The 23,724-nt window shown below is 66.0% G+C and carries 24 protein-coding genes and 1 pseudogene; 13 read left to right on the forward strand and 12 right to left on the reverse strand.

The window, feature by feature from the left end:
• Window positions 1-20: 20 nt before the first annotated feature.
• The 4 genes from KIT53_RS02750 to KIT53_RS02765 form a co-directional block, all read right to left on the reverse strand.
• The gene (locus tag KIT53_RS02750; protein ID WP_297747270.1) at window positions 21-1,514 is read right to left on the reverse strand and encodes a tripartite tricarboxylate transporter permease; all 1,494 of its coding nucleotides are present in this window, start codon (window positions 1,512-1,514) and stop codon (window positions 21-23) included.
• Window positions 1,511-2,020 (reverse strand): tripartite tricarboxylate transporter TctB family protein, encoded by a 510-nt coding sequence (locus KIT53_RS02755; RefSeq protein WP_297747273.1) that lies wholly within the window; start codon window positions 2,018-2,020, stop codon window positions 1,511-1,513. The genes KIT53_RS02750 and KIT53_RS02755 overlap by 4 nt, the downstream gene beginning before the upstream one ends.
• Window positions 2,021-2,105: 85 nt before the next feature.
• The gene (locus KIT53_RS02760) at window positions 2,106-3,119 is read right to left on the reverse strand and encodes a tripartite tricarboxylate transporter substrate binding protein (RefSeq protein ID WP_297747276.1); all 1,014 of its coding nucleotides are present in this window, start codon (window positions 3,117-3,119) and stop codon (window positions 2,106-2,108) included.
• Between the two features lie 189 nt (window positions 3,120-3,308).
• Window positions 3,309-4,103 (reverse strand): shikimate dehydrogenase, encoded by a 795-nt coding sequence (locus KIT53_RS02765; RefSeq protein WP_297747279.1) that lies wholly within the window; start codon window positions 4,101-4,103, stop codon window positions 3,309-3,311.
• 104 nt (window positions 4,104-4,207) lie between these two features.
• Here KIT53_RS02765 and KIT53_RS02770 point away from each other — a divergent pair, with 104 nt between their 5' ends.
• The 6 genes from KIT53_RS02770 to KIT53_RS02795 all read left to right on the forward strand — a co-directional run bounded on the left by KIT53_RS02770 (window position 4,208) and on the right by KIT53_RS02795 (window position 10,520).
• Complete coding sequence (locus KIT53_RS02770; RefSeq protein WP_297747282.1) at window positions 4,208-5,041, forward strand: IclR family transcriptional regulator; 834 nt, start codon at window positions 4,208-4,210, stop codon at window positions 5,039-5,041.
• A 21-nt stretch (window positions 5,042-5,062) separates the two neighbouring features.
• Complete coding sequence (locus KIT53_RS02775) at window positions 5,063-5,878, forward strand: TIM barrel protein (RefSeq protein WP_297747285.1); 816 nt, start codon at window positions 5,063-5,065, stop codon at window positions 5,876-5,878.
• A gap of 23 nt (window positions 5,879-5,901) precedes the next feature.
• On the forward strand, window positions 5,902-7,062 hold the full coding sequence (locus KIT53_RS02780) for an acyl-CoA dehydrogenase family protein (RefSeq protein WP_297747287.1): 1,161 nt from the start codon (window positions 5,902-5,904) through the stop codon (window positions 7,060-7,062).
• Window positions 7,063-7,067: 5 nt separating this feature from the next.
• Entirely contained in the window at window positions 7,068-8,651 is a 1,584-nt protein-coding gene (locus KIT53_RS02785) for a CoA-transferase (protein ID WP_297747290.1), read from the forward strand.
• A gap of 146 nt (window positions 8,652-8,797) precedes the next feature.
• Entirely contained in the window at window positions 8,798-9,631 is an 834-nt protein-coding gene (locus KIT53_RS02790) for a shikimate dehydrogenase (RefSeq protein WP_297747293.1), read from the forward strand.
• A gap of 22 nt (window positions 9,632-9,653) precedes the next feature.
• Window positions 9,654-10,520, forward strand: a complete 867-nt coding sequence (locus KIT53_RS02795; protein ID WP_297747296.1) for a DMT family transporter — start codon at window positions 9,654-9,656, stop codon at window positions 10,518-10,520.
• A 5-nt stretch (window positions 10,521-10,525) separates the two neighbouring features.
• On the opposite strand, the gene KIT53_RS02800 is transcribed toward KIT53_RS02795, so the two are convergent.
• Both KIT53_RS02800 and KIT53_RS02805 read right to left on the reverse strand, forming a co-directional pair.
• Window positions 10,526-11,434 (reverse strand): sugar phosphate isomerase/epimerase family protein, encoded by a 909-nt coding sequence (locus KIT53_RS02800; RefSeq protein ID WP_297747299.1) that lies wholly within the window; start codon window positions 11,432-11,434, stop codon window positions 10,526-10,528.
• 6 nt (window positions 11,435-11,440) lie between these two features.
• Window positions 11,441-12,358 carry a 4-hydroxyphenylpyruvate dioxygenase gene (locus tag KIT53_RS02805; RefSeq protein WP_297747302.1) on the reverse strand — a complete coding sequence of 306 codons (918 nt, stop codon included), beginning with the start codon at window positions 12,356-12,358 and terminating at the stop codon, window positions 11,441-11,443.
• 156 nt (window positions 12,359-12,514) lie between these two features.
• On the opposite strand from KIT53_RS02805, the gene KIT53_RS02810 reads away from it, so the two are divergent.
• On the forward strand, window positions 12,515-13,303 hold the full coding sequence (locus KIT53_RS02810) for an IclR family transcriptional regulator C-terminal domain-containing protein (protein WP_297747304.1): 789 nt from the start codon (window positions 12,515-12,517) through the stop codon (window positions 13,301-13,303).
• 2 nt (window positions 13,304-13,305) lie between these two features.
• On the opposite strand, the gene KIT53_RS02815 is transcribed toward KIT53_RS02810, so the two are convergent.
• Complete coding sequence (locus tag KIT53_RS02815; RefSeq protein WP_297747307.1) at window positions 13,306-14,292, reverse strand: NADPH:quinone oxidoreductase family protein; 987 nt, start codon at window positions 14,290-14,292, stop codon at window positions 13,306-13,308.
• Window positions 14,293-14,423: 131 nt separating this feature from the next.
• Between KIT53_RS02815 and surE the strand changes: the two genes are divergently transcribed.
• The 5 genes from surE (at window position 14,424) to rlmD (ending at window position 19,365) form a co-directional block, all read left to right on the forward strand.
• Entirely contained in the window at window positions 14,424-15,236 is an 813-nt protein-coding gene (gene surE / locus KIT53_RS02820; protein ID WP_297747311.1) for a 5'/3'-nucleotidase SurE, read from the forward strand.
• A 41-nt stretch (window positions 15,237-15,277) separates the two neighbouring features.
• On the forward strand, window positions 15,278-16,051 hold the full coding sequence (locus tag KIT53_RS02825) for a protein-L-isoaspartate(D-aspartate) O-methyltransferase (RefSeq protein WP_297747972.1): 774 nt from the start codon (window positions 15,278-15,280) through the stop codon (window positions 16,049-16,051).
• A 171-nt stretch (window positions 16,052-16,222) separates the two neighbouring features.
• The gene (locus KIT53_RS02830) at window positions 16,223-17,041 is read left to right on the forward strand and encodes a peptidoglycan DD-metalloendopeptidase family protein (protein ID WP_297747974.1); all 819 of its coding nucleotides are present in this window, start codon (window positions 16,223-16,225) and stop codon (window positions 17,039-17,041) included.
• A 68-nt stretch (window positions 17,042-17,109) separates the two neighbouring features.
• Window positions 17,110-17,895 (forward strand): 3'-5' exonuclease, encoded by a 786-nt coding sequence (locus KIT53_RS02835; protein WP_297747314.1) that lies wholly within the window; start codon window positions 17,110-17,112, stop codon window positions 17,893-17,895.
• A gap of 18 nt (window positions 17,896-17,913) precedes the next feature.
• Window positions 17,914-19,365, forward strand: coding sequence for a 23S rRNA (uracil(1939)-C(5))-methyltransferase RlmD (gene rlmD, locus KIT53_RS02840; protein WP_297747317.1), 1,452 nt, complete (start codon window positions 17,914-17,916; stop codon window positions 19,363-19,365).
• Window positions 19,366-19,372: 7 nt separating this feature from the next.
• Here rlmD and KIT53_RS02845 read toward each other — a convergent pair whose 3' ends face one another.
• Entirely contained in the window at window positions 19,373-19,708 is a 336-nt protein-coding gene (locus KIT53_RS02845) for a hypothetical protein (protein ID WP_297747320.1), read from the reverse strand.
• Between the two features lie 997 nt (window positions 19,709-20,705).
• Window positions 20,706-21,401, reverse strand: a complete 696-nt coding sequence (locus tag KIT53_RS02850; RefSeq protein ID WP_297747323.1) for a Bax inhibitor-1 family protein — start codon at window positions 21,399-21,401, stop codon at window positions 20,706-20,708.
• A gap of 246 nt (window positions 21,402-21,647) precedes the next feature.
• On the opposite strand from KIT53_RS02850, the gene KIT53_RS02855 reads away from it, so the two are divergent.
• Window positions 21,648-22,055: a heme-binding protein gene (locus KIT53_RS02855; protein ID WP_297747326.1), complete on the forward strand. Its 408-nt coding sequence runs from the start codon at window positions 21,648-21,650 to the stop codon at window positions 22,053-22,055.
• A gap of 252 nt (window positions 22,056-22,307) precedes the next feature.
• Here KIT53_RS02855 and hemP read toward each other — a convergent pair.
• The 3 genes and pseudogenes from hemP to KIT53_RS02870 form a co-directional block, all read right to left on the reverse strand.
• Window positions 22,308-22,418: pseudogene (hemP, locus tag KIT53_RS20255) on the reverse strand (hemin uptake protein HemP); the annotation flags it as partial.
• Between the two features lie 92 nt (window positions 22,419-22,510).
• The gene (locus KIT53_RS02865) at window positions 22,511-22,924 is read right to left on the reverse strand and encodes a biopolymer transporter ExbD (RefSeq protein ID WP_297747332.1); all 414 of its coding nucleotides are present in this window, start codon (window positions 22,922-22,924) and stop codon (window positions 22,511-22,513) included.
• A 14-nt stretch (window positions 22,925-22,938) separates the two neighbouring features.
• Complete coding sequence (locus KIT53_RS02870; RefSeq protein WP_297747335.1) at window positions 22,939-23,685, reverse strand: MotA/TolQ/ExbB proton channel family protein; 747 nt, start codon at window positions 23,683-23,685, stop codon at window positions 22,939-22,941.
• Window positions 23,686-23,724 lie beyond the last annotated feature (39 nt).

Raw genomic sequence — 23,724 nt, forward strand, 5'->3', positions numbered from 1 at the left:
ACCGGGCCGGCCCAGGGGGCTCAGGCCTTGTGGCGCAGGCGCTTGTACCAGCCGGTCTGGCTGACCAGGGTGAAGACCAGCGCAGCCAGGATGATGGCCGACAGCGGCGTGGTGAAGAACTCGGTGAAGAACACGCCGACGTCCTCGCCGGTGGCGATCATGGCCTGGCGGTAGCTGCGGTCCATCAGCGGTCCGAGGATCATGCCCAGCACCACGGGACCGACCTGGAAACCGTACATCTTCAGGAAATAGCCCAGCACGCCGAAGCCAAGCATCCAGTAGACGTCCACCGGGTTGTTGTTGATGGCGTAGGCGCCCACGGCCGAGAGCACCAGGATCAGGGGCAGCAGCACCGGTTTGGGCGTCTCCACGATCTTGGCGAAGAGCTTGATCCCGGAGAGCCCGAAGATCAGCAGGAAGATGTTGGCCAGCGTGAGCGAGCCCACGATGAACCAGAACAGGTGCGGCGTCTCGATCATCAGCATGGGGCCGGGCTTGAGGCCATGGATGTACAAGGCGCCGATGATCACGGCGGTGACGGCGTCACCCGGGATGCCCAGCGTGAGCATGGGCACGTAGGCGCCGCCCACGGCCGCGTTGTTGGCCGATTCCGGGGCCACCAGGCCTTCGTAGGCACCTTCGCCGAAGGGGCGTGAAGGATTCTTCACCGTGCGCTTGGCGTGGTCGTAGGCCATCAGTGCGGCGATGTCACCACCCGCGCCGGGCAAGGCGCCGACCACCACGCCAATGCCCGAGGTGCGCGTGGCCAGCGGCAGGTGTTTGCGCACCAGGGCCCAGGACGGGATGATCTTGCTGACGTTCTGCTTCACCACCGCGGCCTTGAGGGTGTGCAGTTGTGCAATGACCTCGGAGACGCCGAAGAAGCCGATCATGGCCGCTACGTAGGAAATGCCGGCCGACATCTGCAGGTTACCGAAGGTCAGGCGCTGCTCGCCGGTCATGGGGTCCAGGCCCACGCACGATATCAGCGCGCCCAGGGCGCCGGCAAAGATGCCCTTGGAGAGCGATTCCCCTGACAGGCTGCCGACCAACAGAATGCCCCAGATGGCCAGCAGCAGATATTCGCGCGGCCCGAACTTGAGCGCCAGTTCAGACACGGCGGGTGCGGCCAGGGCCAGCGCCAGGATGCCGATGAAGCCGCCATAGACCGACACCACGGTGGTCAGCCCGATGGCCTGGCCGGCTTCGCCACGCTTGGCCAGCGGGTAGCCATCCAGACCGGTGGCGATGGCCGCTGGCGCGCCGGGGATGTTGAGCAGGATGGCGCTGCGCGAACCGCCGTACACGCCCCCCAGGAAGATGCCTGAGATGAGCGCCAGCGCCTGGTTGACTTCCCACTTGAAGGTGAAGGAAATCAGGATGGACACCGCCATGGTGACGGACAGGCCCGGGATGGCGCCGATGTAGATGCCGGCGAAGGTGCCCAGCGCGGTGAGCAGCAGCAATTTGACGTCCAGCCAGGACATCAGGAAATAACCGAGGGCTTCCATCATTTCAGCAACTCCGGTAGGTAGGGGCCGACCAGGCTGCCGGCGGGCAGCACCACCGAGAAGGCGGTGCGGAAGACGACGAAGATGGCGGCCAGCACCAGAAGGCTGACCAGCAGGTTGAGCACCACGCGGCGGCTGCCGAGCAGAAACATGGAGGCGACCAGGAAGAGGTAGGAAGCCACCAGGAAACCCACGACTTCCATGCCCAGCATGTAGAGCACGATGAGCACGGTGAACAGCACGAGCTGCAGTGGCGTGACCTTGCGCGCGAACTGTTGCCCCACGCTCTCGCCGTTGTCCAGCTGCAGGCGGGCGCGGGCGGTGGTCACCAGATTGATGATGCCGGTGACCGCCATGGCGAGGGCGCACACGGTGGGGAAGCTGCCCGGTGCGGCCAGCGAGTCGAAGCTGGAGATGTGGTAAGCCGTCCAGAGCAGGAACAGGCTGGCCAGGACCAGCAGAATCATGAAGGTGAGTTCGCCCGCCAGTCGCGGGTGGCTGGTATGCATCGCGGATCTCCTAGAAGGGTGCGGATGACAGCCCGGACCTGCCAGAAGGTCCGGGCCGCTCCCGGCATGAATGGCCGGGCGCTGCTCAGGGCTTGGGAATGCCCAGCGTGGCCGGATCGACCTTGGCGGTGCCGGCACCCTGGTACAGCCATGCGGTGGTCGACTGCCATTTGCGGATAAAGGCCTCGGCCTCGGCGCCGCCGATGTTGAGCATGGTGGTGCCCCGGCCTTCCATCAGTTTGCGGTACTGCGGGTTGTCCCCGGCCTTCTTGAAGGCGGCCACCAGACGCGCCTTTACGGGCTCGGGGGTTTCCTTGCGCACGAACACGCCGTACCAGGGGCCCCATGGCAGGTACTTGGGCAGGCCGCGCAGCGACGGTGCGTCGGTCATGGGCGGAATGCCTTGGTAGGGCTTGTTGTCCAGCACGCCCAGAGCCTTGAGGCGGCCGGCGCGCACGTGTTCGATCACCGCTCCCGATGCGATGAAGCCGAAGTCGATGTGGCCGCCTTGCAGGGCAGCGATGGCAGGGCCGTCGCCATCGAAAGGTACGGGGATGGTTTCGAACTTGGTCAGGCTGCTCACCATGGTGTTCACGGTGAAAGGCGTCGTGCCCTGGCCAGCCATGTACTGCTTGAGCTTCTTGGGGTTGGCCTGCACATGGCTGAGCAGGTCTTGCATGGTGTTGAAGGGCGAGTCCGGACGCGTGACCACAAAGATGGTGTTCGCGATGGCCGCGATGTTGATGGGATAGAAGCGGTCGTAGTCAAAGTCCGCCATGCCCATCACGCGGAACAGCGCCTGCGGTTCGGCGCCCATGAGCAGCGTGTAGCCGTCGGCCGGCTGCTGGAGGACGAAGTTGGCGCCGATGGCGCCGGCCGCGCCGGGGCGGTTCTGCAGCACGATCTTGCGGCCCAGGGCTTCCTCCGCATACGGCGCGTAGCCGCGCATCGCCACGTCGGTGCCGCCTCCGGCGCCCCATTGAATGATGGCGGTCACGTCGCGCTCGGGGTAGTTCTGGGCGAGGGCCGGGGTGCCCAGGGTGGCGGCGGCCAGCGCTGCGGCGGCCGCGCCCATGAATTGGCGTCGTTGTTTCAGCATGGTGTTGTCTCCTTGGTGATCAAGCCCTTCATCAGGGCTTCGGGGCGGGTGAAGTGGATGTGTCGCGAGTGGTTGCCAATGTAGAAGCTGCCTATTCGACGGTCCATGGCGGACGAACACTTGCCGATCGATAATCGATCGAATTTGATCGTTTATCGGTTGTAACTAGGGTTAATACTGAGTTCTGTCTCAACGGCCCAGGAGGAATTCGACGATGAGCTCCTTGACGCGCCCGAACATCTCACCGCCAGTGACGCTGGCGCAGCCGCGCTCGCGTGCCGCCACCAGGAAAGGAGAAACCGGTGGCGCGGTGATGGCGCAGGCCGCCATGGTGCCCGGCTGCAGGCGCGTCACGTCGATGGGGTAGGGGTCGTCAGCCTGCATGCCCGCGGTGGTGGCGTTGACCACAAGGTCGAACCCGGTCGGATCGGCACTGCCGTGCGTGACCGGGCACAGGCCCAGCGCGGCCAGCCGTTCCACCAGCGCCTGCCGGCGCTGGGCATCGGTGTCGTGGATGGCCAAGCGGCTCACGCCAGCCAGCGCCAGTGAGTGCGCGATGGCGGATCCGGCGCCGCCCGCGCCCGCCAGCAGGGCGGACTTGCCTTTGGGCTCGTAGCCCTTGTCCTGCAGCGCTCGCAGCATGCCTGGCCCGTCGCCCATGTCGCCATGCCAGCCGCCGTCGGGGCCGCGGCGCATGGTGTTGACGGCGCGCAGGAAGGCCGCGTGTTCCGTGGTGGAGGAGCAGAGGTCGAAACAGGCGAACTTGTGGGGCACGGTGACGATGATGCTGTCCACGTTCTGTGCCAGCGAGACGCCTGCCACCCAGGCCCGCAACTGGGCGGGTGCGACATGGGCCGGGACCACCAGCGCATTGCGGCCTTGGGCGACCAATGCGCGTGTGACGTCGGAAGGGGATTTCACCTGGGCGATCGGATCGCCGACGATGTAGTGGATGCGGGTGGCGCCGTTGAGATGGTCGAGCATGGCTGCTGGCGTAGGCCGAGGTTGAAGTGGCGGCGATCTTAATTAAAACTGGAATTCGGTTCAACTATTGAATTTTGTTCTGAAAATAGATAGACTGCTCGCCCATGAGTGGCGTACTCGAACGGACCCTGGGCATTCTGGAACTGCTGTCGCGGTACGGAGAAGGCATGGAGTTGGCTGTGCTGGCCGACCGGCTGGGCATGCCCCGCAGCGCCGCCCACCGGCTGCTGGCCGACCTGGTGCGGCTGGGCTATGTGCGCCAGGCACGGGGGCGTGGCGACTACATGCTGACCACGCGGCTGGTGAGCATGGGCCTGTCCTACCTGAGCCAGAGTGGCATTGTGGATGTGGCCCAGCCACTGCTCAACCAGTTGGCCGAAGCTTCCGGTGAGCTGGTGAGGCTTTCCGTGGTCGATGGCGAACGCCTGACCTGGGTGGCGCGCGCGCAAGGAGCGCGCCAGGGCCTGCGGTACGACCCCGACATGGGCATCGATGCCCAGCTCTCGTGTTCCTCGTCGGGCTGGGCTTGGCTGTCCACCTTGAGCGATGACGTGGCGCTGGCTTTGTTGGCTCGGCAAGGCCTGGGCGCACCTGAAGATTTCGGCCCCGACGCGCCGACCTCGCTGCAGGCTGTGATGGAGGCCGTCCGGGCGACGCGTGAACGCGGCTACAGCCTGACGGTGGACACCTACGGGCTGGGCCTGTCGGCCATCTCGGCACCGGTGCGCTTCGCCGGGCAGGCGGCCATGGGCGTCATCACCATCGCCGGCCCGACCGTGCGATTCACGCCGCAGCGCATGCAGGAGTTCGGTCCCGAGCTCTTGTCGGTTGCCGCTCAGCTCGCCGCCATCAGCGGTGCATCACCTTTCTTCAACCTCACTGCAGAGACCGGCGGCGCCGATGCCCCAGCGGGGCGCCGGCCGATCTATGCCCCCTGACTTCTACCACCACAGCAACCCATGACACGAATCTATTCACTCGCCTATCTCGGGGCTCACCGTTGCACGCCCGCCGAAGCCCTGCGCGTAGGCGCTGCCCAGGGCTATGCCTATGTGGGCTTGCGTCTGTGGCCCAACGCCCCCGGGGCTCCGCAGCAGCATCTGCTGGGAGATGCCGAAGCTCTGCGCGAAACCGTGGCGGTGCAGCGCGACACCGGCGTGGGCGTTTTCGACCTGGAGATCATCCGCATCAACGAAGGCTTTGATCCGCACACCTGGGATGCGCTCTACGACGCGGGTGCCGCGCTGAACGCCAAGGCGATCCTGGTGGCCGGCGACGATCCCGACGAGGCGCGTCTGACCGACAGCTATGCCCGCCTGTGCGAGGTGATGAAGCCTTATGGGATGACGGCCGATCTGGAGTTCATGCCCTGGACCGCGGTGTCCAGCGCCAATGCCGCGCTGCGCGTGATCCGCAACGCCGGCCAGCCCGCCAACGCAGGCATCCTGGTGGATGCGCTGCACTTCGGGCGCTCCCACACCACGCTGGACGACATCCGCGCCATTCCGCGCGAGCTGCTGCACTACGCCCAGATCTGCGACGCGCAGGCCGGCACCCACTTCAGCCACGAGCAATTGATCCACACCGCGCGTTGCGAACGCCTGTTGCCGGGCGACGGCACCATCGACCTGCATGGCCTGTTCGCGGCCTTGCCGGCAGACCTGCCCATCAGCGTGGAAGTGATCAACCTCGAACGCGAGAAGACGGCCGACGTCAACGCCTGGGCTGCCCAGTGCCTGGCGGCGAGCCGTCCCTTTGTCGAAGCCACCCGCTGACCTTTTGCCTCAGAAAGAGAACCATGGACTTTTCCCTCAACGATGAACAAAAGATGATGATCGACACCGTGCGTCGATTCATCGCCGAAGAGCTGCAACCACTGGAAGACACGCTGGAGAACCAGGGCCGTCTGGACAAGGCCCAGGCGCAGGCGGTGCACGAGAAGTCCAAGGCGCTCGGGCTCTACGCCCTGAACATGCCGGCCGAGTTGGGCGGTGCCGGACTGTCCAACCTGGACCGCATCCTGTGTGAAGAGCAGTTCGGCCACACCACCGACTACCTGATCCGCCGGGCCTTCGGCAATGTGTACGAGCCGCTGCTGCACTGCAAGGGCGAACAGGTCGAGCGCTGGCTCACGCCTTCGGTGCGTGGCGAGCGCACCTGCGCCATCGCCATCACCGAGCCTGGCGCTGGCTCCGATGCGGCGGGCATCCAGACCCATGCGCGCAAGACCGAGAACGGCTGGGTGCTCAACGGCAGCAAGCACTTCATCAGCGACGGCGAGTGGAGTGACTTCTTCCTGGTTTCGGCCAGGACCGGCGAGAAAGAGATTTCGATGTTCATGGTCGACAAGGGCCTGCCCGGTTTCACCGTGGGCAAGGACCAGGCCATGATGGGCATCCGCGGTACGCCGCACCTGGAACTGTTCTTCGACAACGTGCCGCTGGAGAACGCCGCGCTGCTGGGCGAGCAAGGCCAGGGCTTCAAGCTCGCCATGGGCGCGCTCAATGTGGTCCGCCTGGCCCAGGTGGGCGCGCGCGCGGTGGGCAAGGCTTCGCACGTGTGCGAGAAGATGCTGGCCTACGCCAACGAGCGCCAGCAGTTCAAGACCCGCATCGGCGAGTTCCAGATGATCCAGCAAATGCTGGCCGACAGCGTGATCGAGATCAATGCCGCACGCTGGATGGTCTATCACGCTGCGTGGATGCTGGACCAGGGCTTGGACGCACGCGAGCAGATCGCCATGGTCAAGGTGCACGCGGCCGAGACGCTGGGCCGCGTCGTGGACCGCGCGGTGCAGGTCTTCGGTGGCATGGGCTTCTGCAAGGAGCTGCCCATCGAACGTTACTACCGCGATGCGCGCATCTACCGCATCTTCGACGGCACCAGCGAGATCCACCGCGGCGTGATCGCCAAGAGCGCGCTCAAGAAGGGCGCCATGCTGTTCGACATCCACCGGTGAGCACCATGACGCACAGCAAGTTCGTGACGGCCGCGCAGGCGGTCGAACTCATTCGCGACGGTGACACCGTCGGCCTCATGGGCGGCGGCGGCGGCCTGATGGAGGCCACCCATGTGTTCGAGGCGGTGCAGGCTCGCTTCAAGGCCACGCAGACGCCGCGCGACCTGACCGTGGTCCATGCACTGGGCATTGGCGACAAGAAGACCAAGGGCATGAACTGCTTCGCGCACGAAGGCCTGGTGCGCCGCGTCATCGGCGGCCACTGGGTCTGGTCACCCGCCATGCAGCAGCTCGCGCTGGACAACAAGATCGAGGCCTACATCCTGCCCGGCGGCGTTTCCAGCCAACTGCTGCGCGAGATCGGCGCCGGACGGCCCGGGCTGATCTCGCACGTTGGCCTGGGCACGGTGTGCGACCCGCGCCACGGCGGCGGACGCATGAACGATGCCGCGCGCGACGACTTGGCCGAGGTCATCGCCATCGACGGCCGAGAGTACCTGCGCTACAAACCCTTTCCCATCCACGTGGCCATCGTGCGCGCGAGCGCGGCCGACGAGGACGGCAACATCAGCTTCGAGCACGAGGCCGCCAACCTGGACGCGCAGTCGCTGGCGCTGGCCGCACGCAACAGCGGTGGCAAGGTGATCGTGCAGGTCAAGGAACGCCTGCCGCGCGGTTCGCTCAAGGCGCGCGAAGTGCGCATTCCTTCTGCCTGGGTGGACGCCATCGTGGTCGACCCCGCGCAGCAGACCAGCTACGACATCCCGTTTGATCCCGCCTTCAGCGGCGAGCTGACCGGCGAAGCGCGCGCGCGCAGCGAGGCCGAGGACCATGCGCGCGAAGTGGCCGCGGCGCAGGAGGCTTTCAGCGAGCGCCAGGCCGTGGCCCGGCGCGCCGCCGAGGAACTCTTCAACACCGGCAAGGCGCGTCCCGTCATCAACTACGGCGTGGGCGTGCCCGATGCGGTGGCCAAGCTGATTGCCGCGCGCGATGAGCAACACCGCATCTACCAGACCATCGAGCACGGCACCTATGGCGGCACGCTGATGGACGGTGTGCTGTTTGGCTACGCGCGCAACGCCACCGCGATGCTGGACGCGGCCACCCAGTTCGACTTCTATGGCGGTGGCGGGCTGGACGTGGCCTTCCTGGGGTTTGGCGAGTTCGACGAGGAGGGCAGTGTCAACGTCTCGCGCCTGGGTGGCGTCACGGTAGGGCCGGGGGGCTTCATCGACATCGCGCAGAACGCGCGCAAGGTGGTGTTCTGTGGCACGCTGGCGGCCAAGGGCGTGAAGCTGCAGACCGGCGATGGCCAGATGCGGGTGCTGCAGCAGGGCAGCGTGAAGAAGCTGGTGAACAAGGTCGACCAGATCACCTTCAGCGGCCCGCAGGGGCTGGTGCGTGGACAGGAGGTGCTCTACCTTACCGAGCGTGGCAGCTTCCGGCTGACGCCAGACGGCGTGGAACTGTTCGAGATCGCACCCGGCATCGACCTGCAGCGCGACATCCTGGATCAGATGGCTTTCCAGCCCCGTGTGGCGCAGCCTTTGGCCGTGATGCCCGCACGCTTCTTCGACGCCACAGCCTGAGCGAATACGGGTTTTCCCGATGTTCGGTCGATCATCGAACGGATTCGACCGAACATCGCTCCCGGCGTGGTGCCATCAGGGCCTGACCGCTGGCCGCTGCTCCTACAGTTGCGCGCAAGACCTTCCATCTCTTCAGCGCTGACACCATGATCAACGGCCACACGGACATCCTTGCCCACATCGGTTACCCGACGCACACCTTCAAGTCGCCGCTCATCTACAACCCCTATTTCGAGCACATCGGCGTCAACGCGGTGGTGGTGCCCATGGGTTGCCGCACGCCCGACTACCCGGCGTTCCTGCGTTCGGTCTTCACCCTCACGAATATCCGGGGCGCGCTCATCACCATGCCGCACAAGGTGGTGACCATGGGCCTGCTGGACGAGGTGACGGCCACGGCCCGGGTGGCCGGTGCCTGCAATGCCGTCAAGCGCACCGAAGACGGTCGCCTGGTCGGCGACATGTTCGACGGCGAGGGCTTCGTGCGCGGCGTGCGCCGCAAGGGCCTGGTGCTGGCTGGCGCCAAGGTGCTGGTGGTGGGCAGTGGTGGCGTGGGCAGCGCGATTGCCGCCTCCCTGGCGGCGGCCGGCGTGGGCATGCTGGCGCTGCACGACGTCAACAGGGCCTCGGCCGAGGCGCTGGCTCAGCGCTTGCGCCAGCACTTTCCGGCGGTCGAACTGCGCCTGGGGTCCAACGATCCTGCCGGCATGGACCTGGTGGTCAATGCCACGCCGCTGGGCATGAACGAAGGCGATCCGCTGCCGCTGGATGTGTCTCGCCTGGCCGCGCGCACCTTCGTCGGCGAGGTGGTGATGCGCACCGAGATGACCGCCTTTCTGTCGGCGGCCCGGGACCGTGGTTGTGCGGTTCAAGTGGGTACCGACATGCTGTTCGAACAGATTCCCGCCTATCTGGAATACTTCGGGTTTCCCACCACCACGGCCGAGGTGCTGCGGTCGGTGGCCCGTCTGAGCGACTGACCGCATTCCCAGCAAGGCCCCCTTGTACGACCCGAGATTTCCGCACGCCGCGCAAGGCATCGCGCTGGCGGTGCTGGCCATGCTGTGCTTTGCCTTGCTGGACACCATTTCGCAGTACGTGGGGCCCATGGTCCCGGTGTTCATGGCGGTCTGGCTGCGTTTCCTGGTGCAGGCGGTCATGACGCCGCTGCTGCTCTGGCGGCGGCAAGGCCCGGCCATGTTGCGCACCCGTGCGCCGGGTTGGCAGGTCCTGCGTGGCTCGCTCATGCTGTGCTCCAGCGCGGTCGCCTACATGAGCCTGCGCCATGTGCCGGTGGCGGAGTTCACCGCCATCCTGATGCTGGTGCCGCTCATCATCACCGTGCTGGCCGCGCCGCTGCTGCGCGAGCGCATCACGCCCATGACCTGGTGGCTGGTGGCGGGCGGCTTGATCGGCGCGCTGGTGGTGATCCGCCCGCGGGGAGGGCAGTTCCAGGGAGCCTTGTTGCTGCCGCTGGGGCTGGTGATGATCAACGCGGTCTACCAGATCGTGACCAGCCGCATGGTGCGCACCGAAGACCCTGGCACCACCCATTTCTACACCGGCCTGACCGGGCTGGTCATCAGTTCGCTGCTGCTGCCCTGGACCTGGGCCGCTCTGGCGGACTGGAAGCTGTGGGTGCTGGCGGCGTTGATCGGGGTGTTCGGCTCACTCGGCCACTACCTGCTGATCCAGGCTTACCACCGTGCGCCGGCCTCTCGGTTGACGCCCTACATGTACGCGCAGGTCTGTTTTGCCACGCTGCTGGGCTGGCTGGCCTTTGGCTACGCGCCCGATGCCTGGTCCATCGCTGGCATCGTGCTCATCGCACTGTGCGGAGGCCTGGGCGTGCGCATGCGGCACGGCTGAGGCGCTCAGCCAACGCCCAGCTTCAGGCGCATCTGGTTGGGCAGCGGCACTGAGCGGCGCAGCACGTCCTCGGCCAGCCACAGGGCCGAGCGCCGAGCGCGCTCGGCCACCATGGGCAGCGGCATCTGCTGGTAGTCGTCGTTGAAGACCTCGAAGCTGTAGTCGCCCCGGTAGCCCAGGCGGTCGAGCTTGAGCACGAGGTCCACCAGTTGTTCGCTGTGCACGCCCTCGCCAGGGAACACGCGGAAGGTGCGCGCGGTGGTCATGCGCTCTTCGAAAGTGCGGGTTTCCTGCCACATGAAATCCGCGAGCTGGACCAGGAAGATCTTGTCCGGATCGAGGTAGTCGATCTCCTCCAGCGGCGTCTTGGCCGCGAAGATGTGGAACGAATCCAGGCCCAGGCCCAGGTTGGGGCAGTCGGCGCGGCACACCACGTCCCAGGCGGTGGTGAACTCATTGACCGTGCGGCCCCAGGACAGGCCCTCATAGGCGATCCGTATGCCCAGCGGGATGGCCAGCATCGCCAGCTTGCGCAGGTCGCGCGCAATGTGGTCGATGTCTTGCGAGGCGTGCACCGACGTGGACGAGCAGGCCAGCAGCACGCGGCAGTCCAGCGCGGCGCACATCTCCAGCATGCTCTTGGCGATGTCCATCTTGTAGTGGTGCAGATGCCCCGACAGGCCCTCGAAGTCGCGCAGCACCTGGAAGCCGGTGCCGCGCAGGCCGCTGTCTTTCACCGCCTGCACGGCGGCCTGCAGCCCGCCCGGGTGGCCGACCAGGTCGTTGGCCTTGAGCATGACTTGCGAGAAGCCTGCGGCTTTCATGGCGGCCAGCTTGGCCTCCAGCGGTCCCGCCAGGGTGATGGTGTCCATGCCGAAGCCGCCGATGGCTTCGCTCGTGTCGCGTGCGTGCATCACCGCTCAGGCCTTTTCGCTGTGAACCAGTTCAAACACCACCGACCCGAGGTAGGTCTTGGTGATGGCGCCGCGCTGCTCGGTGTGCGCGGCGGCGGTTTCGACGAACTCCACACCCAGTGCGCGCAAGGCGTTGACCGCCGCCAGCACGTCGGGAACCCCCAGGCCGATGCGCTGCAGGCGCTCGTCGGCATCGACCACGTTGATCTCCGGTTCGATGAGTTGCAGCATGAAGCGCTTTGCGGGGTCCAGCGCCGGTGTGCGCAGCAGCGTGCCCTTGGGCATGATGCCGAAGCGTTGGTCATCCGGGATGAGCTCGGTGCCGAAAAGCTCGTTGTAGAACTCGATCCAGTCGTTGCTGCGTTCGGGTCCGATGTACTGCACGACGCCGAAGAAGTGCAGGCCGGCGGTGGCCGGTGGCCGCTGGTCCACCGAGGGGATGGGCACGAAATCCACGTCGTAGATCGAAAACTCCTTGTACCGGTCGACAAAGTAGATGCGGCTGTTGCCCGCGCCGTGGATGGCCGGGATGTTGAGTTCCATCACCTCCGCGTGCGTGGGCACCGACCAGGCACCGCGTTCGAGCACATAGTGGTAGGCCGCTCGCGCGTCGCGCACGCGCAGCGCGATCGCGGAAATGAAAGGCACCTCACCGCCATGGCCACCGCCGCTGCGGGCGTCCGTGGGGTGCGCATTGACCACGATGTTGAGTTCCCCCTGGCGGTACAGCAGCACCTCGCGCGAACGGTGGCGCCCGACCGGGCGAAAGCCCATCATCTCCAGCACCTGCCCCAGGGCCTGAGGCTTGCTGGTCACGTACTCGATGAACTCGACGCCATCCAGGCCCAGCGGGTTGGCGGCGTCGCTGAAGGACGCCTGCAGGGGTTCGCGGCCAGCACTGGTGCTGAGAAGGAGATCGCTCATGAGGACACTCTCTGGGGTAAGGACAACGGTCGGACTTTAGGGCCAGCTCAGGGTTGAGCCCAAGCAGGCAGTCCCAAAAACGGTCGACAATCGGACATTCGCAATCGATGATCGATCAATATACGGGTTATCCCTAGACATCAAACCGAGCCTGCCATGCCGACACCCCCTGCACCTGTGACACCGCATCCCCTGGAACGCCGCGACTGGATCGCCGGTCTGGAGCGGGGGCTTGCGGTCATCGAGGCCTTCGACGACCAGCATCCCCGTCTGACCGCCAGCCAGGCGGGGACACGCTGCGGCATCACCCGCACCGCCGCACGGCGCTACCTGGCCACGCTGGCGCACCTGGGCTACGTGAACACCGATGGCAAGCTCTTCTGGCTGACGCCGCGCATCCTGCGTCTGGGGCACGCCTACCTGGAGTCGGCCCGGCTGCCCCGCCTGGCGCAACCCTTTCTGCAGAGTATCGCGGCGGGCACGCAGGAGATCGCCTACCTGGCGGTGCTGGATGGCGACGACACGGTCTACATTGCACGCAGCGGTGCGCACCGGCTCATGAACACCGGCTACATGCTGGGCTCGCGCGTGCAGGCCCAGGTCACGGCCGCGGGCATGGCTTTCCTGGCGGGTCTGAGCGAGGAGGCTTCCGACGCGTGGCTGGCGCCGCGCACGCTGCGCGCCTACACGCCCTACACCATCTCCAGCAAGGAGCAGTTGCGCAGCGAACTGCAGCGGTTCCGCCGGCAAGGCTGGGCTTTGTCGGAGCAGCAGATGGAGCTGAACTACCGGGGCGTCGCGGTGCCGCTGTTCGACCGCAACAACGTGGTGCAAGGCGCCATCAGCATCACCATGCCGATCAACCAGGAGAACTCGGGCGACGCGGTGGCGCGCCTGCTGCCCGTGCTCAAGGAGGCCGCGCGCACGCTGCGCACGCTGATCTGAGTTCAGTTCACCAGCACCAGTTTGCCGCGCACCGCGCGCGAACCCATGATCTCGAACGCCCTGGGGAGCTCCCGCATGGGCAGGGTCTGGTCGATCACGGGCTTGATCTGGCCTTTGGCGTACATCGCCGCCAGCGTCTGCAGCGCCTGCGCGCTGGCCTTGGGCTCCCGGCGTGCAAAATCGCCCCAGAACACGCCGACGATGCTGGCGCCCTTGAGCAGGGTGAGGTTCAGCGGCAGGCTGGGAATGGGCCCGCTGGCAAAGCCCACCACCAGGTAGCGACCGCGCCAGGCGATGGAACGGAAGGCGGGCTCGGCGAAGTCACCACCCACCGGGTCGTAGATGACGTCGGGGCCCTTGCCGTCGGTCAGCGCCTTGATGGCGTCGCGCAGGCCTTCCTTGGGCGTGTGCACGCTGTAGTTGATCGTTGCATCCGCGCCCAGTTGCCGGCAAAGCTCGCATTTCTCATCGCTGGAAGCCGCCGCAATGACGCGGGCCCCCGCGGCCTTGGCGATCTGGATCGCGGCCGTGCCCACGCCACCGGCCGCGCCCAGCACCAGCACTGTCTCGCCGGCCTGCAGCGCTCCCCGGTCCATGAGGGCGTGCCAGGAGGTCGCATAGATCATGATGAAGGCCGCCGCATCCACCGGCGGGAAGCCGGGGGGCAGCGGCATGCAGACCGCGGCCGGCACCACCGCATGTGTGCCAAAACCGCCGGTGCCACCAAAGCACGCCACACCCTGGCCTACCTGCAGGTGTTTCACGCCTTCTCCCAGGCTGCGCACCACGCCGGCGTACTCGGCCCCAGGCACGAAAGGCAGCGGTGGTTTGTGCTGGTATTTGTTCTGCACGATCAGCAGATCGGGAAAATTCAGGCTGGCTGCCTGGATCTCGATCAGCACCTCACCTGCCTTGGGCTCGGGTGTCGGCAGTTCTTTCCAGGTCAGCGCTTCCACGCCAACGGGGTTCTCACACAGCCAGGCTTGCATGGCATCTCCTCGTGATGTGACGGATGTAGAGGCGTTTCATCATAGGCAGCGCACCTGCGCGGACGCAGAGGAAAAGCCCTGGCGATGTCCCGGGCGCGACCTTCCTTGCGACCTTCCCTAAAATCTCCGCCATGAAAATCCTCATCTCCAATGACGACGGGTACCAGGCACCCGGCATCGTGGCCTTGCATGACGCCCTGAAGGGATTGGCCGACGTGGAGGTGGTGGCTCCCGAGCACAACAACAGCGCCAAGTCCAACGCGCTGTCGCTGCATTCCCCGCTGTACGTGAACACCGCCCACAACGGATTCCGCTACGTGAACGGCACGCCGGCGGACTGCGTGCACATCGCGCTCACGGGCCTGCTGGGCTACCGGCCTGACCTCGTGGTCTCCGGCATCAACAATGGCGCCAACATGGGCGACGACACCATCTATTCGGGCACCGTCGGCGCGGCCATGGAAGGGTACCTGTTCGGCATTCCGGCTATCGCCTTTTCCCTGACGGAGAAGGGCTGGACGCATCTGGACGCCGCCGCGCACATGGCCACGAAGCTGGTGGCCCAGTTGCTGCCTTCGCTGCAGGACACCGGTTCGCGCAGCGACCCCTGGCTGCTCAATGTGAACATTCCCAGCCGGCCGCTGGAGGAATTGCGTGGCTTCAAGGTGGCGCGGCTGGGCCGGCGGCATGCGGCGGAGCGCGTGATCGCGCAGACCAATCCGCGTGGCGAGACCATGTATTGGATAGGAGGCGCCGGCAAAGCCAAGGACGATGCCGATGGCACCGACTTCCACGCCACTTTGCAAGGCTTTGCCACCATCACACCGCTTCAGGTGGACCTGACCGACCACGAGCGCCTGCCGTACTGGGTGCCCATGGCAGCCAGCCTGTCCGCGCCTGCGGTACCGGTCGCCGAGGGACATGCACGGGAGACCTCGCGGTGAAGCGGGCAAACCCGCCGACGCAGCCGGCCCGGGCTTCCCAGTTGCCATCCTCCTCCCCGCGCGCGCGACCAGGTTTTCCCGCGCGGCTGGACCTGGCGCCGGCCTCGCGCGCCAGCGCCGCCGCACCGATCGCGCGTTCTGCGCCGAAACCCCAGGCGCCCAGTGGGCTCGGCATGGATTCTCTTGCGGTGCGCGCAGCCCTGGTCCGGAAGATCGAAGCCCAGGGCGTCAGCCATCCCGGTGTTCTGGCGGCCATGCGTGCCGTGGAGCGCCACCGTTTCGTCGACTCGGCGCTCGTGAACCAGGCGTACGAGGACACCAGCCTGCCGATCGGGCTGGGACAGACGATCTCCAAGCCTGGCGTGGTGGCGCGCATGATCGAGCTGTTGTGCCAGGGGCATGAAGGGCGGTTGGGTCGTGTGCTGGAGATCGGCACCGGCTGCGGCTACCAGGCCGCAGTCCTCAGCCATGTCGCTCGCGAGGTCTACAGCATCGAGCGACTCAAGGGGCTGCACGAGAAGGCGCGCGAGAACCTCCGCTGGTTCAGGTTGTCGAACGTGCACCTGCTGTTTGGCGATGGCATGCTGGGCTATGCACGCGGCGCGCCGTATGCCGGCATCATCGCCGCAGCGGGCGGAGAGAACATCCCCGACGCCTGGATCGACCAATTGGCGGTAGGGGGGAGGCTGGTGGCTCCCGCCGTCACCGGCGCGGGCCGCCAGAACCTGGTGGTGGTGGAAAAGACGCCCAGGGGGGTGGTGCGCACCGAGCTCGAGGCGGTACTTTTTGTGCCTCTAAAATCGGGCGTTGCATGAGCGGGTGCCGGCCCTTGGCGGCGCCGCGTTTTTTTGGACAGGCAGAGACCGGCGTGGCGTGTGCCGCGCGGACCTCTTGCCACAGTGGGAGTTTTCATGAGCGAGCATGTTTTCCAGTGGTCGGGGCTGTCCCGTAAGACGGGACGACCGGCCTGGCAGAGTGCCGCGGTCATGACCGTGCTGGCCGCGGTGCTGCTGACGGCCGGGTGTTCCACGCGACGCGTCTCGGGCCCCGCTCCGGTGGAAGACCGTGGCATGGCGCGCAGCACCGAGGTGGCGCCTGCGGCACCGTTGCCGGGCGCAGAAAACGCGGGCAAGCCCGGCTTCTACACGGTGAAGGCGGGTGACACGCTGTTCCGCATTGCGCTGGACCATGGTCAGAACTGGCGCGATATCCAATCCTGGAACAGCCTTTCCAATCCGAATGCGCTGGAGGTGGGCCAGGTCCTGCGGGTGCTGCCGCCTGCCGCTGCGGTGGCCGCGCCGGCCCCTGCCACGGTGCCTTCCGGTCCTGCCACCAGCCCCATCGCCGGTTCGGGCGTGACCGCGCGTCCGCTGACCGAGCCCAGCGCTCCCGCACCCATTCCGCCCGCTCCCGCGCCGCAGTCATCTGCCGGCGCCGATGAGATCACCTTCATCTGGCCCGCGCAGGGCCAGGTGATCACACCCTTCGACGAGACCAACAACAAGGGCATCTCGATCGCCGGCAAGATCGGGGATCCGGTCGTGGCGGCGGCTGACGGCCGTGTGGTCTATGCCGGCGCGGGACTGCGCGGCTATGGCAACCTGATCATCCTGAAGCACAACAACACCTACCTCACCGCCTACGCCCACAACCAGGCGCTGCTGGTGCGCGAGGACCAGGCCGTGCGCCAAGGCCAGAAGATCGCGGAAATGGGCAGCAGCGATACCGATCGCGTGAAACTGCACTTCGAAGTCCGCCGACTCGGCAAACCCGTGGACCCCATGGGCCATCTGCCCAAGCGGTGAGGAGCATGGGCGGTCAGCGTTCAGCGTGAAATTCCCGTCCTGCGCGCAACCCGCAAGGTTCAATCGGCATGCCCTGGCCCGTCCTCGTCTTTGACATTGAGTCGATCCCCGACGTGGCAGGGCTGCGCGCCTTGCGCGGCGCGGGAGCCGACCTGAGCGACGAACAGGTCCATGCGCAGTGGCTGGAAGAGCGCAAGGAAAAGGGCCAGAGCGATTTCATGCCGCTGCACCTGCAGCGCGTGCTGGTCATCAGCTGCGTCTTCCGAAACGCCGAGGGCTTGCGTGTGCATTCCTTCGTCGACCGTGACGGCCGCAGCGAAGGCAAGGTGATCCAGACCTTTTTCCACGCGATCGAGAAGCACACTCCTCAACTGGTGAGCTGGAACGGTGGCGGCTTCGACCTGCCGGTCCTGCACTACCGAGGGCTGCGCCATGGCGTGGAAGCCGGCAAGTACTGGGACCTGGGCGAAGACGACCGCGAATTCAAGTGGAACAACTACATCAGCCGCTACCACATGCGCCACCTGGACCTGATGGACCTGCTGGCCATGTACTCGCCCAAGAACAACGCGCCGCTGGACGCCATGGCCAAACTGTGCGGTTTCCCGGGCAAGCTCGGCATGGACGGCTCCCAGGTGTATGCGCAGTACCTCGCGGGCCAGACCGAGGAGATCCGCCGGTACTGCGAGACCGACGTGATGAACACCTACCTGGTCTACTGCCGCTTCCAGAAGATGCGCGGCGGATTCACCGAGGCCGAGTACGAGCAGGAGGTCGCCATGGTCAAGGCCACCCTCGGACATCTGGCGCCCGATGAGCCGCACTGGGACGAGTACCTCAAGGCCTGGGTCTGAGCCTGAGACAATCGGCGGATGACCGTTTCCGCCTCCCTCGACAACACCATCCTTCCCCCCGACAGCCCGTCGCCAGCCTGTGCATTGCCTGAAGGCTGGCTGGCTGTCGAATCGCTCGACATCGAAGCCCAGGGCATTGCCCACCGTCCCGACGGCAAGGTTGTCTTCATCGAAGGGGCGCTGCCCTTCGAGCACGTCAGCGTGAGCGTGCATCGCAAGAAGAACCAGTGGGAGGCGGGCACCGTGACGGCGGTGCACAGAGAGTCCTCGCAGCGCGTGCGGCCTGGCTGCCCGCATTTCGGCTTGCACGCAGGTGCCTGTGGTGGTTGCAAGATGCAGCACCTCCAAGCGTCCGCCCAGGTGGCCATCAAGCAGCGTGTGCTGGAAGACAACCTCTGGCATCTGGGCAAAGTCAAGGCCGAAACCTTGCTTCGCCCGATCGAGGGACCCGCATGGGGATACCGCTACCGCGCGCGCCTGTCGGTGCGCTACGTGCACAAGAAGGGTGAGGTGCTGATCGGTTTTCACGAACGCAAGAGCCGCTATGTGGCCGACATGCGCGTTTGCCCGGTACTGCCCGAGCATGTGAGCGCCCTGCTGGTGCCGTTGCGTGCACTGATCTTCGAGATGGATGCCCGCGAAACCTGTCCCCAGATCGAGCTGGCCTGCGGCGACAGCGTGACCGCGCTGGTGCTGCGCCACTTGGAACCGCTGAGCGAGGACGACCTGGCGCGCCTGCGCGGATTTGCCCAGCGGCACGGCGTGCAATGGTGGCTGCAGCCCAAGGGGCCGGACACGGTGAAGCGGCTCGATGCTGGTGGCGAAGAGCTGTCCTACAGCCTGCCCGAGTTTGGCATCACGATGCCGTTCAAGCCGACGGACTTCACCCAGGTCAATCCTTTCATCAACCGCGTGCTGGTTGCGCGCGCGCTGCGCTTGCTCGCAGCCCGCGCGGACGAACGCGTGATCGACTGGTTCTGCGGCCTCGGTAACTTCACGCTGCCGATCGCGACCACGGCCGGCGAAGTGCTGGGCATCGAGGGCAGCGAGGCCCTGGTCGCGCGGTCGCGCGAAAACCTGGCGCTCAACCAGCGCAAGCGCTCGTTGGCGCCCACGGCGTTTGCCGCGCGCAACCTGTTCGAGATGACGCCCGCACAACTGGTGGCCGACGGCGTGGCGCAGAAATGGCTGGTGGATCCGCCGCGCGAGGGCGCGTTTGCATTGGCCAAGGCCTTGGCCGATCTGTACCAGGACCCGGCACTGCGTGGCGACTGGACACCGCCGCAACGCATCGTCTACGTGAGTTGCAACCCGGCCACACTGGCGCGTGACGCCGGCCTGTTGGTGCATCAGGCGGGATACCGCTGCGTGGCCGCTGGGGTGGTCAACATGTTTGCGCACACAGCGCATGTGGAAAGCATGGCGGTGTTCGAACAGGGACAGGCATCGGCGCCGCAGCGAGACGCCTGAGTACGGGTCAGGACGCGGAAGACTTCGCCGCCTTGCCGCCCGTTGGCGCAGGCTCAGCGGCAGCCGGCTCCGGCTGCGTGGGCATGCCCACGATCGAGTTCTCCCGCATGTACTCGTCCATTTCCTTCCAGCCGGCGAAGACCGCCGCCTTGGACGCCCGGGGGTTGCCGCCAAAACAGTCCTCTATGCTGCGCACCGCGTGCCGGCAGGCGCTGCCGATGGCCTTGCCCTCGGCCTCCTTGCGGGCATTGACCGTGGTCGCCGTCTCGATGCCCAGCGCGTCGCAGCCACTCAGCAAAGTGGCTGCGCCGGCAAGACAGAGGGTGAGGGCAGTGCGTCGCATGGATGTGGTGGGTGGGTGCCTGCCTTGTTTCGGCGCTTTGTCGGCGAACTTGACGCCGAGCCCGGTACTTTTTCACCCGATCTTCCCGTGCGTCACCGTTCCGGCCGGAAAGTGATTTCGTGTGGCGCTGCTGTGGTTTGGGAACTTTTTTCCTATGGCGGCGGCAAATGCCTAGATTGGCCGTGGTCGCCACACGGGGCGACACAAGAACAGGAGTTCTCCATGCTGCCGAATCAACCCTTGGACCCGATGCCGCACCCTGGCGCGGGCGGCCCCGCTCCGGGGCCTGCCGCTGTGCCGGCAGGCAGGCCGCCCATGCCGCACGGCGCTGCTGCCCCGGTGACCGATCCAGCACCCTCCCCGGAGAAAACAGCCGCAGCACCCGCAGCAGCGGCGCCGGAGGAAGACAAGAACAAAGGCGCCGGGTTCTGGCCCATTGCCGCTCGCGCGCTGCAGTCGCGCGGTGTGCTGGTGATGGTCGCTGGCTTGGCGCTCATGGCTGTGGCATGGCCCGTGGGCTTGGCCTTGCTGCTGGGTGGCGCCGCCCGGGTAGCCCAAAAAGCTGGCTCGGCGTATCTGAACACCAAGCAGCAAGGTGCCAAGCCTGCGACCGATGCCACCGCAGAGAAAGAGAAGAGCACAAAGGAAGCAGAACGCGGCCCCGAAGGCGGGGCAAAGGAAGCCGCGCTGCCGCCAGGCGCGACTCCCGGCCCCCAGGGCCGCATGGAGGCGCCCATTCCCGGTGGCATGGCCCATGGGGTCGCTGGGGGCGGGCTCGGGGCAGATCCAGGCGCAGCGCCAGCAGCGGCGGGCGGGGTGCCGCACTACCGAGATGTTCTTGCCGCACATGCGCAGCGCGCTGCAGCGTCTGCAGGGGCCGTGGCAGGGGCTCCTGGCGCACCGGTGGTACCGCCCCCCGCGCATCGCCACCCCATGCCTTACATGTAACGAAAAAAGGACCCGAGGGTCCTTTTTTCATGGGAGCGCAGTACCTCGCTCAGTCGCGATCGCCGCCAAACAGGCCCAGCAGCATCAGCAGGCTCTGGAAGACGTTGAACAGGCTCAGGTACAGGCCCAGGGTGGCGCTGATGTAGTTGGTTTCGCCGCCATCGATGATGCGCTTGAGGTCGAACAGCAGGTAGAGGCTGAAGACCACGATGGCCAGGGTAGCGATCACGGCCATGCCGGCGGTGCTGCCCACGAAGACGTTGATGATGGCACCGATCATGATGGCGAGCGCGCCCACGAACAGCCACTTGCCCATGCCCGAGAGGTCGCGCTTGATCACGGTGGAGAGGTTGGCCATGACGAAGAACACCACGGCGGTGCCGCCGAATGCGGTCATGATCAGGCTGGCGCCGTTGGAGAACCCCAGCACCGCAGCCAACAGGCGCGAGAGCATCAGGCCCATGAAGAATGTGAAAGCCAGCAGCACGGGGACGCCGGCTGCCGAGTTCTTGGTCTTCTCGATTGCGAACATGAAGCCGAATGCGCCGCCCAGGAAGACGATCAGGCCCAGGCCTCCGGTGAGGCTGGCGGTGATGCCCGTCTGCACGCCGATCCAGGCGCCCAGCACTGTGGGCAGCATGGACAGGGCCAGCAGCCAGTAGGTGTTGCGCAGAACTCGGTTGCGTTGTACATCGGAGGACACGGCGGTGCCAAAGCGGCCGCTGGTCTGTACGTGGTCGGTCATGGTGGTGATCTCCTTCATCATCTGACACGGGCCGGTGACCGTTCGGCGACATGCCGAACGACCGGGGAAAGTGCATTGTAGGGTGTCGGGTCTCCGAGGCGACAGTCGGTGCGTTGGCGCTTTTTTGGTATGGTCAGTTGTGACCGCATGGCAGCCAATCGGCGCGTTATCGTTCGCACTGCATACCCTGGATGACCCGGATCCCGTATTGCAGTTCCTTCTGACCTCTCAAATAGGACCAAGTTCATGAAAAACAAGCCCGTTCTCGAGTCGGCCGATGTCAAGCTCATTGCCGCTGCCGCCGAGGCCGAAGCCCTGAAGAACCAATGGGCCGTCACCATCGCCATCGCCGACGATGGGGGGCACCTGCTCTGGTTGCAGCGCCTGGATGGCGTCGCCCCGATCTCCGCGCACATTGCACCGGCCAAGGCCATCACCGCCGCGTTGGGTCGCCGCGAGAGCAAGATCTACGAGGACATGATCAACCAAGGCCGGGTGTCGTTCCTGAGCGCGCCGCTGCTGGAGGGCATGCTGGAAGGCGGCGTGCCCATCGTCAAGGACGGTCAGTGCGTGGGTGCGATCGGTGTGAGCGGCGTGAAGTCCAGTGAGGACGCTCAGATCGCGCGGGCAGGGCTGGCGGCCATCGGCCTGTGAGCCTGCGTGTGGTAAAAAGCGGCCTGGCTACCGAAGCGTAAACCGCTTCCTGGCTGGCTGAAAACGACGCTCGGGGAAAGTGAAAAACCCCGGGTCGCCCCACGATGAAAATGACATGCCTGTCTGTCTGGGCGGGCTGAAAAAATGCCTGGCTACTGAGATACGGATCTCTTGGCTGGCTAAAAACGACGCCTGGGGAAAGTGAGATCCCCAGGGTCGCCCCACGATGAGATGACGAGGCTGCGCTTCGGGCTATTTGGTGAGGATCAACTTGCCCTGGCGAGTGGCCTGCAGGCGGTAGAGCAGGCCGTTGTGGTCAATGGCCACCGATTTCTGGCCGCGCAGCAGCGTCGCACTGGCCAACACGGGCGTGTCGGCGGTGGCGCTCGTTGCTGGCGTGGCCGTTGTGTCCTGCGACGGGCGCTCGGACTGCGGGGGAATCGGTGGTGTCTGGTTCATGGTGCTACCGGTTCGGTGATGAAGCCGATCTTGCGCACGCCGGCGCGCTGTGCGGCCGCCATGGCGAGGGCCACGCGCTCATAGCGCACGGCTTTGTCGCCACGGATGTGCAGTTCAGGTTGCGGGTCCTGCGCGGCGGCGGCTTGCAACCGGTTGGCGTACTCGGTGTCCTCCACGCGCTGGTCGTTCCAGAAATAGTGGCCTTCCGCATCGACGGCCAGCCGGATGTTTTCCGGTTTGTCCTGCACCTTCTCCACACTGGCCTGAGGGAGCTCGATGTTGACGGCGTGCTTGATGACGGGCACGGTGATGATGAAGATGATCAACAGCACGAGCATCACGTCGATGAACGGGATCATGTTGATCTCGCTCATCATCTCGTCGCTGTCCTGGGCGGTTCCGATGGCCATGGTGGGTTGTCCTGTCAGGCTTTCTTCATGGAGAGAACCTTGCCCTCGCCGGTGGTTGTGACGCGGGCTCCGGTCACAAAGTAGGCGTGCAGGTCGTGCGCGAACCGGTTGAGCTGGTGCAGGACGCCTTTGTTGCCACGGACCAGGGCGTTGTAGCCCAGCACGGCGGGAATGGCGACGAGCAGGCCCAGCGCGGTCATGATCAGGGCTTCGCCGATGGGGCCGGCCACCTGGTCAATGCTGACCTGACCGGCGGCCCCGATGCCCAGCAGCGCGTGGTAGATGCCCCAGACGGTGCCGAACAGGCCGACGAAAGGAGCGGTGGACGCCACCGACGCCAGCACGGAGAGGCCGCTCTGCGCGCGTGCGGTGAAGTCGTCGACGCTCTTGCGCAAGGCGCGCTCCACCCAGTCGCTGACATCCAGGCTGTCGTGCAACTGCCGCTGCGGCGGCGTGCCGGCGTGGGTGTCCTTGTGCAGGATGTGGCGGGTCGATTCACGGCCTTCCAGCGCGAGCGAGCGGAAGGGGTTGCCTTCGGCGGCGCCAAGCTTGTCCAGGCCTTCGGCGAAATCGGCGCTGTGCCAGAAGCCTTCGACGCCTTTGGCCTGGGCGCGCTGCGCGCGCTGGTCCAGAGCCTTCCACAGGATGATGACCCAGGTCGAGAGCGACATGATCAGCAGCACGATGGCGACCGATCGGGTGACCCAGTCGCCTTGGGTCCAGACGTGGGCCAAGCCCGATGATGCGAGTTGCGGTTCCATGGAAAGATTGCTCCGGATAGAAGAGGAAGATCGGTGAAA

Source organism: Hydrogenophaga sp., assembly GCF_026125785.1.
Classification (GTDB): domain Bacteria; phylum Pseudomonadota; class Gammaproteobacteria; order Burkholderiales; family Burkholderiaceae_C; genus Hydrogenophaga.